This is a genomic window from Streptomyces sp. NPDC058375 (assembly GCF_042723425.1).
Taxonomy (GTDB): Bacteria; Actinomycetota; Actinomycetes; order Streptomycetales; family Streptomycetaceae; genus Streptomyces; species Streptomyces durocortorensis.
In genome coordinates this window covers 1-13300 of sequence record NZ_JBHXJG010000205.1, presented here as the reverse complement: position 1 = coordinate 13300, position 13300 = coordinate 1, and the positions used below count along the sequence as shown (strand labels likewise).

Here is a 13300-nt window from a genome sequence, read left to right as displayed (position 1 = left end):
CCTCTGCACGGCCCGGGCGTCAGCTCTTGGTCTTGGGCAGGCCGGGCGGGTTGATCTCCGACTTCTCCACCGCCTCACCGCTGAGCCCCCAGCGCTGGAGGATCTTGCCGTAGGAGCCGTGCTCGATGATGTGGTCGATCGCGGCGGCGTACGCCTTCACCAGGCCGCTGTTCTTCTTGGTGGTGGCGGCGATCTTGCCCTGGAGGTCGCCGCCGGCGCCGGAGAGCTGGCCGATGATCTCGGACTGGCCGGCCGTGGCGACGTGGTAGGCGGCGGTGGGGCTCGGGCCGAGGTGGGCGTCGATGCGGCCGGACTGGAGGGCCAGGTAGTAGTCGGTGTCCTTCTGGAAATACTTGATGTCCACCGGCTCGCGCCCGGCCTCGGCGTTCTCCTCGCTCCACTCGACGAGGATCTTCTCCTGGTTGGTGCCGGAGGAGACCGAGATCGTCTTGCCGGCGACGTCGGCGGGCTCCTTCACCTTCCAGCCGGAGCCCTCCTTGGCCTCGAAGGCGATGTTGTCGAGCCGGTAGGTGGCGAAGTCGTACTTCTCCTTGCGCTCCTCGGTCACGGTGACGTTGGAGAGGACGGCGTCGAACTTGGAGCTGTCCAGGCCGACGAAGAGGTTCTCCCAGGAGACCTCCTCGAACTGCGGCTTCAGGCCGAGGGTGTCGGCGACGAGGGTGGCGAGGTCGATCTCGGAGCCGATCCGGGTCTTGTCGTCGGTGGCGTAGAAGCCGAGCGGCGGTGAGGCGTCCGCGCTGGCCCCGATCTTCAGCGTGCCGCGCTTGCGGATCGCCTCGGGGACGAGGTCGGCGGCGTCCGCGACTTTCTTGCCTCTGATGCGGTCCTGGTCGGGTCCGATGTTGACCCCGCTGTCCTTCTGGCCCTTCGGGGCGGCCAGGTCGGTGGCGGGATCGGAGGCGCCGCAGGCGGTGAGCAGACCGGTGGCGGTGAGGGCGGCGACGGTGAGAGTGATGCTGCGGCGGACGGACACGTACGTGCTCCTTGCTTAGGAAGAGTGGTTGAGGGGGTGGTGTCAGAGGACCTTGGAAACGAACGCCCGGGTGCGCTCCTGGGTGGGGCGGTCGAGTACGTCGGCGGGCGGGCCCTGCTCGACGATGCGGCCCTCGTCCATGAAGACGACGGTGTCGGCGACCTCGCGGGCGAAGCCGATCTCGTGGGTGACGACGATCATCGTGGTGCCGCCGTGCGCCAGGTCCTTGATGACGTCGAGGACCTCGCCGACGAGTTCGGGGTCGAGCGCGGAGGTCGGCTCGTCGAAGAGCAGCAGCCGGGGTTCCAGGGCCAGAGCGCGGGCGATGGCGACGCGCTGCTGCTGGCCGCCGGAGAGCTGTCCGGGGTAGGCGGCCGCCTTGTCGGAGAGGCCGACCCGCTCCAGCAGGCTCTCCGCTGCCGCGACGGCCTCCTTGCGGGGGCGGCGCAGCGCCGAGATCGGCGCCTCGATGATGTTCTCCAGGACGGTGAGGTGCGGGAAGAGATTGAAGTTCTGGAAGACGAACCCGATCCTGGTGCGCTGGCGCAGCACCTCGCGTTCGCGCAGCTCGTAGAGCTTGTCGCCGTCCCTGCGGTAGCCGACGAGGGTGCCGTCCACGCTGATCCAGCCCCGGTCGACCTTCTCCAGGTGGTTGATGGTGCGCAGCAGGGTGGACTTGCCGGATCCGGAGGGGCCGAGGATCACGGTGACCTCGCCGGGCCGGACCGACAGGTCGATCCCGCGCAGCACCTCCAGGGCGCCGAACTTCTTGTGCACGGAGCGGATTTCGACCATGGCATCGCTGGGTGCGCTCATCGCACGGCCCCCTTGGCGTAGTGACGTTCGACGTAGTGCTGGAGCACGGAGAGGGCGGTGGTGAGGAGGATGTACCAGACGGTGGCGACCATCAGCAGCGGCACGACCCGGCCGTTGCGGCCGTAGACCACCTGCACCTGGTAGAAGAGTTCGCCGATCGCCATGACGGAGACGATCGAGGTGCCCTTGAACAGCGAGATGATCTCGTTGGCGGCATTGGGCAGGATGGAGCGCATCGCCTGCGGCAGCACGATCCGCCGCAGCTGCCGGAACTTGGGGATGCCGAGCGCGGCGGCCGCCTCCAACTGGCCGCTTCCGACGGCCAGTACGCCACCGCGCACGATCTCCGCCGCGTACGCCGCCTGGTGCAGGGCGAGGCCGAGGACGGCCGCGCTCGTCGCGCCGACGAGGTTCATCGTGTCGAAGGCGAAGAAGCCGGGCCCGAACGGGATGCCGAACTGCAACTCCTCGTAGAGATAGGCGAGGTTGAACCAGAACAGCAGCTGCACGATGAGCGGGATCGAGCGGAACGCCCAGATGTAGCCGTACGCGACCGTCCTCAGGAACACGCTCGCCGACAGCCGCATGAAGGCCAGGACGATGCCGAGGGCGAAGCCGATCGCCGTTCCGTAGAAGGTCAGTTGGAGGGTGATCCAGACGGCCTTCAGGATGGTCGGCGCGGTGAAGAACTGCGCGAAGACGTCCCATTCCCAGCCGGGGTTGGTAATCAGCCCGTTGAGGAACTGGGCCAGCAGGACGGCCGTCGCGGCGATGGCGACCCACCGCCAGGGGTGGCGTACGGGCACGACGGTCAGCGCTTCGTGGTCGGCACCCGGCCCGGCGGCCTTCACGACGGCGGGCGGATCGATGGGTGGGTCTATGGGTGGATCGCTGGTCAGCGACATGAGTGGAGTCCTTGGGCGCGAAAGCGGTGGCGGTACGGGAAGGGGCCGGCGGTACGGGAAGGGGCCGGGCGGCCGTCAGAAGGCGAGGCGGCCGCGACAGGAGAGGTCGCGCAGGAAGGTCAGCGCCGCGCGGGCGGCGGCGTCGTTCTGCCGGAACGCGGGTCCGCCGGTACGCGGCCGGGTGAAGGCCCCGCTGGAGCGGGCGGTGGTGAACGGGCCGAGCGCGAAGCGGCGCGGGTGCGGGCGGCCCTCGTCGTCCAGCACCCGGCTGTCGGCCGGGCCCACGGCGAGCAGCCCGTCCTCGGTGACGGCGGCTCCGCCGTCGCGCAGGGCGCGCAGCAGGGGGCTGGCGGTGTGCCGGAGCGAGGGGTCGGGGAGCCGGGCCTCGACCAGCGCGCGGGCCTCGGTGTGCGCACCGGGGACGGTGGCGCTCCGCGCCCGGAACAGGCCCTGCTCCTTGTCGGTCTCCACGGTGAGGTCGGCGCCGAGGAAGCGGACCACCCCGGCCCGCGAGAGGGCCAGGAGCTGCTGGAGGCGGGGGCCCGGCGGGCCGGAGGCCAGATAGCTGAAGAAGCCGTGCCACCAGGTGCCGATGTCGCCGAGCCGGACGAGCTGGGCGTAGGCGGAGAGCAGCCCGAGGAAGACCGCGAGGTCCTCGCTGTGTTCCGGGTCGTGACGACGGGTCAGGTCGGCGGTGATGTAGTCGCGCAGGGCGTCCTGGAGAGCCTCGGGCGAGTCGTGGCGGACGCCGTCGAGGGGCCGGTCGAGGGCATCGAGGTCGAGCCGGTCGGCGGGGTCGGGCACGGCCTCGGCGACGATCCCGGCCAGTTCGGCGCTGCCCGGGTCGGCGGCGGCGTACTTCTCGGCGAAGACCTCGTGGGCCAGCGCGGTGCGCTCGGGGTGGGCGGTGAACAGCCGGTGGTAGTGGGCGTGGCCGAGCTCCTTCACGACCGTCGGCCAGATGTCGCGCCGGAAGTCGAGCGGTCCGGTCCTGGTCAGCAGTTCCTCGGCCCACTCAGGACCCACGTGCTGGGGCAGGGGCGGGCGTTCGCCGGTCCAGGGGTAGCCGATCTTCGCGTGGTACGGGACACCGCGCCGCGATCCGACGTACAGCACAGGTTCGCGGCCGGACGGCAGGTACTCCCCGTTCTCGTACCGTCCGCCGCGTCCTTCGGTGAGCAGGACCATCAGGTCGATGAAGGCGAGCCCGAAGCCCCGGACGATGACCGGCTCCCCGGGGCGCAGGGCCTCCAGATCGCTGTCGGCGGTGAAGTCGGGCGGCAGGTGGACCAGGGCGTGCCGCCGGGCGAAGGCGGCCAGCTCTTCCTGCTCGGGGTCCTGCTCGGCGTCGAGGTGGCCCACGGTGAGGACGACGAGGTCGGCGAGCAGGGGTTCGGCGCGGTCCTGGAGCCGGACGCACTGGCGGCCGCCGCGCGGCCCGGTGACGGCGAGGGCGGTGGTGCGGTGCTCGTGCACGGTGATGCCGGGCGGCAGGGCGGCCAGGGCGCGCTCGTACGTCCAGCGCAGGTAGGCGCTCTGGAGGCGCCGGGTGGGGAAGTCCGCTCCGGTGAGGCCGTGTATCTCGGCCAGCACGGCGGGGTCCGCGTCCGGGGTGACGCGCCCGGCGCGGACGTCCTCGGCCCATGCGTCCAGGGCCGGGCCCGGCACGACGGGTCCGGCCACCTCCACCGTCTCGTCGGTGAACATGGTGACGTCCTCGGCCATGGAGTTCATCCACAGCAGCGGCGACTGGTCGGGCCGCCAGATCCGTCCGCCGCCCGCCGGGTGGGGGTCGACGACGTGGAGGTCCAGGGGCCGGTCCCCGTACAGCTCGACGGCGTTGGCGGCGATGCGCTCGATGACCCCGGTGCCGCGGGGGCCGCCGCCGATCACCACGATGCTGGGTGCGGAGGTCATCGCGCACCCGCCGTGCCACGGGCGTAGTACCGCTCGACGTAGCGCTGGCCGATGCTCAGCAGCGTGGTGACGATCGCGTACCAGACGGTGGCGACGAGGAGCAGCGGGATGACCTGGTAGGTGCGGTGGTAGACGAGCTGGACGGAGTAGAGCAGGTCCTGCACGGCGATGATGCTGACGATGGAGGTGCCCTTGAGGGTGCCGATCAGCATGTTCCCGGCCGGCGGCACGATGGAGCGCATCGCCTGCGGCAGCACGATGCGCCGGAAGCGCCGCCAGGGGCCGAGGCCGAGGGACTGGGCGGCCTCGACCTGTCCGCGTTCGACGGAGAGGATCCCGCCGCGCACCACCTCGGCGGCGTACGCGGCCTCGTGGAGGGTCAGTCCGATGACGGCGATGGCGACGGGACCGAGGAGGCGAGTCGTGGAGACGCCGAGGATCTGCGGGTACAGGGCGCCGATGTTGAACCAGAACAGCAGCTGGACCAGGATCGGGGTGGACCGGAAGAGCCAGACGTAACCCCAACCGACCGCCTGGAGCACGGGGTTGCCGGACAGTCGCAGGACGGCGAGCAGGGCACCCAGGACGAACCCGAGCACCACGACCACCGCGGTGAGCCACAGCGTGAGCCAGAGTCCGCGCAGGACGGGGACGGTGGCGAAGTAGGAGAGCACGACGTCCCACTGGAAGGCGTCGTTGCGGATGACGGAGTTCAGCGCCAGCGCGAGCAGCACGAGAACGGCAACGGCCGCTGCCCAGCGGCCTGTTCGGCGTACGGGAACGATGCGGGGCACGGCCTCGTCATCGCCCTTGACGAGCGACGGGGAGGGCGGGGAAGAGGAGGGCAGCGACACGGTCTGCGGGGGCATGCGGGAGCTCCGTGGATGCTCAGATCGAACACGGGGCGTGCCTTCACACCGAAAAAAACCACACATGGGCCGGGCCCCTCAGCGCCGGTCCGTCTCCGAGATAAGCGGCGTGCGCGGGGAGTTGTCAAGCCTGTCCACACTGTGAGCCGCAGATCTCACCTCGGTTGACGTGCACTCGGATGCCTGTTCCACTTGCCCCATGCATCCGCAGCAGTGGCTGGTCACCCGCTCCCACATCGACTTCGGTCGCGTGTGGTCCTCTTCCTGTTGAGCTGACCCTCTGCTGTCCGGTTTTTTCTGCTCACGCCCCTCTTTCGGCGTTCGAGCCCCGCTTCCTGGCGTGACCTCACCTTCACCACACCGCGTCGCCCTCCCCTCGCACCGCTGAACGTTTCCGCTGTCCCCCCGTGCCGTCATGGCTTCGTGCCGCCACGGCCCGGGGGCGGTCGGCCTACCCTGACGAACCCGGAGAAGCACCGCCATGTCCCGATCCCGACATACCGCCCTGTACGCCCTGACCACAGTGGCCGCCCTGACGCTCACCGCCTGCGCCGAGCCGACCGGCGCGGCGGGCGGCGGATCCGCGGAGGCCGTCCCCAAGGGAAAGACCCCGACGACGGACGTGGTCTCCAAGGTCCGCGAGGACGAGGCCGCCGCGAAGCTGCTGCCCGCCGGGGTCCGCGAGGCGGGCACCCTGCGGATCGCGTCCTCCGTGGGAGCCCCGCCCGGGGCCTTCTACGAGGAGGACGGCTCCACGGTGGCCGGCGCGGACATCGACTTCGCGGACGCGGCGGCCCGGGTGCTGGGACTGAGGCTGAAGCGCGAGGTGGCGTCCTTCGAGGCGATCCTGCCGGCCCTCGGCAGCGGGAAGTACGACCTGGGCACGGGGAACTTCGGCGTCACCGACGAACGTCGGAAAACCATCGACTTCGTGACGTACATCAACGACGGGCAGGGCTTCGCGGTCCGCGAGGACAGCGAGCTGAAGAAGGTCACCGACCTCACCCAGCTGTGCGGCCTGGACGTGGCGACCGGGGCGGGCACCACCTTCGAGGTGACGCTCCAGGAGAACCTGCCCCGGTGCGCGGAGGCGGGCAGGAAGCCCTACACGGTGAAGACCTACGCCGACCAGGCGGCGGTCTGGATCTCCCTCCAGCAGAACCGCAGCGATGTGGTCATGTCCACCATCAACGGGCTGCGCTACGCCGTGAGCCAGCAGGAGGGACTCCGCTTCCTCAACGAGTTCAAGCGGCTCGACGTGGGCTTCGCCTTCAAGAAGGGCAGCCCGCTGACCCCCGCCTTCCAGGCCGCCGTCAACCGGCTCCACGAGGACGGGACCTACGACCGCATCCTGAAGAAGTGGGGCACCACCGAGTCCGCGATCAAGACGTCCGAGATCTCACCGCCCGAGCTGAAGTGACCCGGCGTCAGGCCGGTGAGCCCCAGCAGTCGGAGCCTCAACGGTCGGGGCTCAGCAGCCGGGGCCTCAACGGTCGGGGCTCGGCAGTCGCGGACCTCAGCAGTCGCAGCCGCAGGAGTCCCCGCAACAGCAGCAGCCCTCGCCGCACTGGCCGCAGCAGTTGCAGGCCTCGCAGCAGTCGCCGCAGCTCTGGCACGGCGCTTCCCGCGGCTCCCTGCTCCAGGGGTCCTCGAAGCTCCCGCAGCACATCTGGCAGGTGCAGGCGAGCCCGACCCACACCAGGCATCCGGCGATCAGCCCGCGCCGGTCGCGGGGCGGGCGCGGCGGAGGCGGCGCACCCGGGCCGCCGGGCGGCGGACCGTACGGATGACCGGGCGTCGGGCCGTACGGGTTCCCCGGCGGCGGCCCGAAGGAGCCGTCGGGCACCAGCAGGCCCTGGCCCTCCTGGTGCGAGCAGGAGGAGGTGCCGAACGCCCGGTCGACCGAGCGCCGCAGCTCGTGGGCGAGCAGGACGTGGACGAGCTTGCCGTCGGTGAACTCCACCTCGCGCAGCGCGAGCCGTACGCCGTGCAGCGCGTCGTCGCAGAGCCGGCGCGCCTCGGCGAGCGGGGTGCCGGTGGCGGTGAGCGGGTTCCAGGCTCCCGACGCGGCGTCAGCTGCCCGGTCCTCCACGGCGTCCAGCAGATGCGCGAGCCGCCCGAAGAGCCGGCCGGCCTCCGCGAGCGGTGCGGCGTTCTGCGGCTTCCCGGCAAGCACGGCGGTGTGTGCGAAGGCGGCGGCGGTGGCGGTCTCGGTGGGTTCGGTAACCGTCAGCAGCGGGGTGCCGGGCCCGGCGAGCGTCTCGATGCCGGTCTGCCGGTCGACCGCGTCGACCAGGACGGCGGTGTCGAAGCCGAGGGCCGCCCCGGTCCGCGCTCCCGCCCGGTCCCATCCTGCGGCCACCCGGCGCGCGGCGGCGGCGACCGGGCGGCGGGCCAACAGCCCGTCCCGGTCGGCGACATGGTCGCGGACCTTCGCCGAGGCGAGGACGAGCGAGACGGCGGCGGCGAGCCGGGCCCCCTCACCCCTGGCGACCGGCGCGGTGCGCATGGCGCGCAGCGGGCAGGGGCCCGCGGTGCGCCGCCCGCCGGGCGCGAGCCCCGCCTGAGCCTCCGTCAGAACGGACACGATCAGGCCGTCATAGTTCGTGACGATACGGGCGAACTGTCCGTGATCCGCCCTCAGAGCCAGGCAGAGACCGCAGAGATGGGCCATCCACTCGACTCTCAGACCTTCGGAGAGGCGGTGGGTGCAGGGCCTGACGATTCCGAACACGACGATCCCCCGGGAGCCGTTCAGCCGGTGCGCGACGCTCGTGCACCGGGGCGTCGTGCATCGTATCGAGCCATCCGTTCACCCGTCCGTCGGCAGGATCACCCGTACGGCTCGAAGCGTCATATTTTCTTTTCGCAACCCCCCTTATGCAGGACGAACCCTGACGAATCGCCACATCCTCTGCACCAGTAGCGTCACGAATCGCCTGCGAGCCGACTATCTACTTGGCGCGCTATCCGCATCATGGACGACCATAGGGATACGAAAGAGATGCGGAACGCCACAGAACCGCGGTGAGAGGAGGCGTCCATGGGATCGGTGCGCAAGGCGAGTGCCTGGCTGGGCCTCGTGGAGGACAACGACGAGCGGTACTACGACGACGAGTACAACGAAGGCACGGAGACCGGTACGGGCAACCAGGCCTGGGTCACCGACCCGCGGGTGCAGGTGGCCGCCGAGGCGGCCGAGGAGCAGGACCGCCGGATCGCGACGGTGACCCCGGACAGCTTCCGGGACGCCCGGGCCATCGGCGAGCTGTTCCGGGACGGCGTCCCGGTGATCGTCAACCTCACGGCCATGGACCCCGCCGACGCCAAGCGCGTGGTGGACTTCGCCGCCGGGCTGATCTTCGGCCTGCGCGGCTCGATCGACCGGGTGGCCACCCGGGTCTTCCTGCTCTCCCCCGCCGACACCCAGGTGGTGGCGGGCGAAGCCGCCGGCCGCAAGGCCGACGGCTTCTTCAACCAGAGCTGAGCACGGCGCTCGCCGGAAGGATCCGGTCAACGCCGCCGGTCGGCGTGTGCGTCGCGGCGCACCTCCGTCACCGGAAGGCGTCGAGACCGGTGAGCGCCTTGCCCAGGACCAGCTGGTGCATCTCCACGGTTCCCTCGTAGGTGAGCACCGACTCCAGGTTCGTCGCGTGCCGCATCACCGGGTACTCCAGCGAGATTCCGTTGGCCCCGAGGATCGTGCGCGAGGTGCGGCAGATCTCGATCGCCTCCCGCACGTTGTTCAGCTTGCCGAAACTGACCTGCTCCGGCCGGAGCCTGCCCGCGTCCATCCGGCGGCCCAGGTGGTGGGCGAGCAGGATGCCCTTGTGCAGTTCCAGGGCCATGTCCGCCAGCTTGGCCTGGGTGAGCTGGAAGCCGCCGATCGGGCGGCCGAACTGCTCCCGGCTCCTCGCGTAGTCGAGGGCCGACTCGAAGCTGGCGCGCGCCGCACCCATGGACCCCCAGACGATGCCGTAGCGAGCGTGGCTCAGACAGCTGAGCGGGCCGCGCAGCCCCTTCGCGTCCGGTAGCACCGCGTCGGCCGGCAGCCGCACCTCGTCCATGACCAGCTCGCTGGTGACCGAGGCGCGCAGCGACCACTTGTGGTGGATCTCCGGGGCCGAGAAGCCCGGGCTGTCGGTCGGCACGACGAAGCCGCGGATGCCCCGGACGTCCTCGCCCTCATCGGTCTGCGCCCAGACGACGGCGACCCCGGCGACCGAGCCGTTGGTGATCCACATCTTGCGGCCGGTGAGGATCCAGTCCTCCCCGTCGCGCTTGGCGTACGTCCGCATCCCCGCCGGGTCCGAGCCGTGGTCGGGCTCGGTCAGCCCGAAGCAGCCGATGATCTCGCCCGACGCCATGCCGGGCAGCCACCGCTGCTTCTGCTCCTCGGAGCCGAAGCGGTGGATCGCGTACATGGCGAGCGACCCCTGTACGGAGACGAGCGAGCGGATCCCGGAGTCGGCGGCCTCCAGCTCCAGGCAGGCCAGCCCGTACTGGACGGCGCTCGCCCCGGCGCAGCCGTAGCCCTCCAGCGACATGCCGAGCGCGCCCAGCGAGCCGAGCTCGCGGGCCAGTTCCCGGACACCGGGCAGCTCGCCCCTCTCGTACCACTCGGCGATGTGCGGCAGGACACGGTCGGCGGCCCAGGTGCGGACGGTGTCGCGGATCGCGAGGTCGTCCGGGCCGAGCAGGTCGTCGATACCGAGGGGATCGGCGGCGTCCGGCTCGATCGCCTCGGGCTCTGCGCCTTCGCCCTCGCTCCGGAGGCAGTGCTCCTTCGGCGGACAGTCCATGACCCTCGGCAGCCGCAGCGCGGCCAGCGCGCCGAGCAGCAGCAGCCCCGCGCTGACGAAGAGCGTGATGTGGAGTCCGCCGATGAAGGCGTGCCGGGCCGTGGAGCGCAGCAGGTCGCCCATCGGGCCGCCGAGCTGCGCGGCGACCTGGTAGGCCTCGCCGAGTGAGTGGGAGGCCTCCGCCCCGGCGCGGGCGGGGACGCCCTGCTCGCGCAGGGAGGCGAGGCCGGGGGCGTAGGCGGCGTTCATGACGCTGCCGAGAAGGGCGATGCCGAGGCCCGCGCCCAGCTGGTAGGAGGTCTCGCCGATCGCCGCCGCGCCGCCCGCCCGCTCCGGCGGGGCGTCGCTGAGCATCGACTCGTACGCCCCGAAGAGCGTGGTCTGCAGTCCGAAGCCGAGCAGGACGAACGCGCAGGTCAGCAGGGCGGGCCGGTCGTGCTGGCCCATCGAGGTGAGCAGCAGCACCGAGGAGGCGGTGAGGACGAAGCCCCAGCCGACCATGCGCCGGGGGCCGAAGCGGCGCAGGGTGTGCGAGCCGGTGGCGCCCGCGGCCATCGCCGCGAAGGTCAGCGGCAGCAGCCGCAGCCCGGTCTCCAGCGGGGTGAGCCCCAGCACCAGCTGGAGGTACTGGACGGCGATCAGCTGGAGGCCGACCAGCGCCAGCATGGCGAGCACGATGCAGCCGACGGCGGTGGAGAAGGCCGGGCGGGCGAACATCGAGACGTCGATCAGCGGATGCCTGCGGCGCCTCTGTCGGCGTACGAAGAGGATCAGGAGCGCGAGACCGAGGGCCAGCGGGCCGAGCGTGACCGGGTCCAGGAGCCCCGCGCCGCCGCCCAGACGCTTGACGCCGAGGACCACGCCGAGCACACCGGCCGCGGCGGTCAGCGCGCCCAGCACGTCCCACGGGCCGTCGTCGCCGCCGCGCGACTCGGGCAGCAGCCAGCGGCCGAGCGGCAGGATCACGGCCATCAGCGGGATGTTGATGAGGAAGACCGAGCCCCACCAGAAGTGCTCGACCAGGAAGCCGCCGACGACCGGACCGGTAGCCGCGCCCACGGCGGCGACCGCCGTCCACACGCCGATGGCGAGCGCCCGTTCGCGGCGGTCGGGGAAGACCTGGCGCAGGATCGACAGCGTGGCGGGCATGATCATCGCGCCGCCGACGCCGAGGAGGGCCCGGGCCGCTATCAGGACGGCGGAGGTGTCGGCCGTCGCGGCGAGCAGGGAGGCCACGCCGAACAGCGCGTAACCGATCAGCAGCACGCGCCGTCTGCCGATCCGGTCACCCAGCGTGCCGAAGAGGATGAGCAGCGAGGCGCAGACGAGGGGGTAGGCGTCGACGATCCACAGGAGGGCCGTGCCGCTCGGGCGCAGGTCCTCGGTGACGGACGGAACCGCGACATGGAGCACGGTCGCGTCGAGGGCGACGACCAGAAGACTGAGGCAGAGGACGACGAGGACGACCCAGCGGTTGGCGTCGACGGCGGCATTGCGCAGCCGGGCCCCGGCCGTGGTCGTCCCGGACATCTACGTACCTCCCGATGAGTCCCTCGCGCTCGGCGGACCGACGGTGACGTGGGGTGCGCGTCCCTCGGGCCCGGCATCGACGGGCGAGTGAGCCGTCAGCGTACGCGAGTTCGGTGTGCTCACACGTGGTCCACGTCATACCCCGCTCCGCCGCACAGTGTGGCGTACGCCATTCCGGGCCGGGTCGGGGGGCTCCCGCCCGAGGGCACGGGAGGCCCGTCGCGCGGGGGCTCGGGGCGGTCGGCGCGACGGCGTGCGCCTCCCCCAATGGCCGGATCAAATCCCGCGGATTCCGGTGCGCCTCTTTTTCCGAGAGATCAAACACGCTTACGAACGGAACCCGTGGGCAATTGGGTCCAAGATCACGGGGATTCTTCTTCGCCGCCCGGAAAAGGCGCCGCTCCGAGACAAAGTCCACATCACATCGTCATCACAAAGCGGCCGGATTGGCCTGCTCGCACACTCACTCGCTGTAACGTCGATTGGGTGCGTACCGACATCTTTGCCCGGCTGGACCGGGAGCCGGAACCGCCGAAGATAGAGGCACCGCGGATGAGCCGTCACCGCATCGCCCTCTTCGGCGGGACGTTGGCGTTCTATCTCGCCATCGTCTGGGCGGTGCTGATCACGTCCTGGCTGGTGGCCCTGGACTGGAAGGTCATGCTGTTCCGGCCCTACCAGCAGTGGCCCGAGCTGCACCCCTTCCTGGACTACTACGTCGTCCTCGGCCAGCGCGGCCCGACGGCGGTGATGGTCGCCTGCTGGCTGGGCTGGCGCTCCTGGCGTCAGCACACGCTCCGGCCGCTGCTGGTCCTCGGCACGTCCCTGCTGCTGCTCAATGTGACGGTGGGCGCGGTCAAGCTGGGGCTCGGGCGGCTCGGCCCGCACTACGCGACGCAGATCGGCTCGGCCGAGATGTTCGCCGGCGGCGATATATTTCCCTCCGGGCACACCGCGAACGCCGTCGTGACCTGGGGAATCCTCGCCTATCTGGCCACCACGCCACGCGCCAGGCGCTATCTGTCGGCGGTCTCCGCGACGGTCTCGCTGGGCGTCGGCCTCACCACCGTGTACATCGGTACGCACTGGCTGAGCGATGTCCTGCTGGGCTGGGCGGCGGGGCTGCTCATCCTGCTGGCACTGCCCTGGTTCGAGCCGCTGATCGCCCGGACCGAGGCCTGGATCTTCGCGATGCGCGAGCGGTGGCGGGAGCGTCGCGGCGGCGCCAGTCCCGCGCCCGCGGCCGATGCCGGGCAGCAGCCGGTGCTGCTGCCGCAGTCGATGGCCACCGACGGCCTCGGCGCCGAGGCCGTGACCGCCCCGGCCGAACCGGTGGTCCCTGCCGGGCATCCGGCGGCGGGCGCCAGGGCCCGGGCCCATGGCGGGCACCCCGCGCGTCCGGGCGGCATGCCGGTCGCCCCGGCGGGCGTCCGCCGTCCGCCGCCGCACACGGAGCGGGGTCCGCGC

At 71.3% G+C, this 13300-nt stretch carries 10 protein-coding genes and 1 pseudogene; 3 read left to right on the top strand and 8 right to left on the bottom strand.

All coding sequences use genetic code 11. The annotated features are described in order from the left end of the window. Positions 1–19 precede the first annotated feature (19 nt). The 5 genes from ACFWM7_RS26545 to ACFWM7_RS26525 form a co-directional block, all read right to left on the bottom strand. Positions 20–994: an ABC transporter substrate-binding protein gene (locus ACFWM7_RS26545; protein WP_383264872.1), complete on the bottom strand. Its 975-nt coding sequence runs from the start codon at positions 992–994 to the stop codon at positions 20–22. A gap of 42 nt (positions 995–1036) precedes the next feature. Beyond that, the gene (locus ACFWM7_RS26540; protein ID WP_383264878.1) at positions 1037–1789 is read right to left on the bottom strand and encodes an amino acid ABC transporter ATP-binding protein; all 753 of its coding nucleotides are present in this window, start codon (positions 1787–1789) and stop codon (positions 1037–1039) included. Between the two features lie 17 nt (positions 1790–1806). Beyond that, a complete protein-coding gene (locus tag ACFWM7_RS26535) occupies positions 1807–2715 on the bottom strand; it encodes an amino acid ABC transporter permease (RefSeq protein ID WP_383264869.1) in 909 nt (302 codons plus the stop codon). 75 nt (positions 2716–2790) lie between these two features. Then, entirely contained in the window at positions 2791–4632 is a 1842-nt protein-coding gene (locus tag ACFWM7_RS26530; RefSeq protein WP_383264867.1) for an FAD/NAD(P)-binding protein, read from the bottom strand. Further along, positions 4629–5501, bottom strand: a complete 873-nt coding sequence (locus ACFWM7_RS26525) for an amino acid ABC transporter permease (protein WP_383264864.1) — start codon at positions 5499–5501, stop codon at positions 4629–4631. The genes ACFWM7_RS26530 and ACFWM7_RS26525 overlap by 4 nt, the downstream gene beginning before the upstream one ends. 481 nt (positions 5502–5982) lie before the next feature. Between ACFWM7_RS26525 and ACFWM7_RS26520 the strand changes: the two genes are divergently transcribed. Continuing rightward, entirely contained in the window at positions 5983–6921 is a 939-nt protein-coding gene (locus tag ACFWM7_RS26520) for an ABC transporter substrate-binding protein (protein WP_383264862.1), read from the top strand. 96 nt (positions 6922–7017) lie between these two features. Here the strand turns inward: ACFWM7_RS26520 and ACFWM7_RS26515 are convergent, their stop codons facing one another. Then, entirely contained in the window at positions 7018–8235 is a 1218-nt protein-coding gene (locus ACFWM7_RS26515) for a DUF5685 family protein (RefSeq protein WP_383264861.1), read from the bottom strand. A 309-nt stretch (positions 8236–8544) separates the two neighbouring features. On the opposite strand from ACFWM7_RS26515, the gene ACFWM7_RS26510 reads away from it, so the two are divergent. Further along, positions 8545–8988, top strand: coding sequence for a cell division protein SepF (locus tag ACFWM7_RS26510; RefSeq protein WP_383264858.1), 444 nt, complete (start codon positions 8545–8547; stop codon positions 8986–8988). 67 nt (positions 8989–9055) lie between these two features. Here the strand turns inward: ACFWM7_RS26510 and ACFWM7_RS26505 are convergent, their stop codons facing one another. Next, on the bottom strand, positions 9056–10303 hold the full coding sequence (locus ACFWM7_RS26505; protein ID WP_383264875.1) for an acyl-CoA dehydrogenase family protein: 1248 nt from the start codon (positions 10301–10303) through the stop codon (positions 9056–9058). A gap of 330 nt (positions 10304–10633) precedes the next feature. Next, positions 10634–11833, bottom strand: a pseudogene (locus ACFWM7_RS26500) (MFS transporter); the annotation flags it as partial. 486 nt (positions 11834–12319) lie between these two features. Between ACFWM7_RS26500 and ACFWM7_RS26495 the strand changes: the two are divergent. Then, on the top strand, positions 12320–13300 hold a 981-nt coding region (locus ACFWM7_RS26495; protein WP_383264855.1), incomplete at its 3' end, for a phosphatase PAP2 family protein.

Excerpts from the sequence above, each read along its gene's own strand:
- ACFWM7_RS26525 (WP_383264864.1), bottom strand. The coding sequence starts at position 5,501 with ATGCCCCCGCAGACCGTGTCGCTGCCCTCCTCTTCCCCGCCCTCCCCG.
- ACFWM7_RS26520 (WP_383264862.1), top strand. The coding sequence starts at position 5,983 with ATGTCCCGATCCCGACATACCGCCCTGTACGCCCTGACCACAGTGGCC.
- ACFWM7_RS26510 (WP_383264858.1), top strand. The coding sequence starts at position 8,545 with ATGGGATCGGTGCGCAAGGCGAGTGCCTGGCTGGGCCTCGTGGAGGAC.
- ACFWM7_RS26540 (WP_383264878.1), bottom strand. The coding sequence starts at position 1,789 with ATGGTCGAAATCCGCTCCGTGCACAAGAAGTTCGGCGCCCTGGAGGTG.
- ACFWM7_RS26505 (WP_383264875.1), bottom strand. The coding sequence starts at position 10,303 with ATGGACTGTCCGCCGAAGGAGCACTGCCTCCGGAGCGAGGGCGAAGGC.
- ACFWM7_RS26535 (WP_383264869.1), bottom strand. The coding sequence starts at position 2,715 with ATGTCGCTGACCAGCGATCCACCCATAGACCCACCCATCGATCCGCCC.
- ACFWM7_RS26530 (WP_383264867.1), bottom strand. The coding sequence starts at position 4,632 with ATGACCTCCGCACCCAGCATCGTGGTGATCGGCGGCGGCCCCCGCGGC.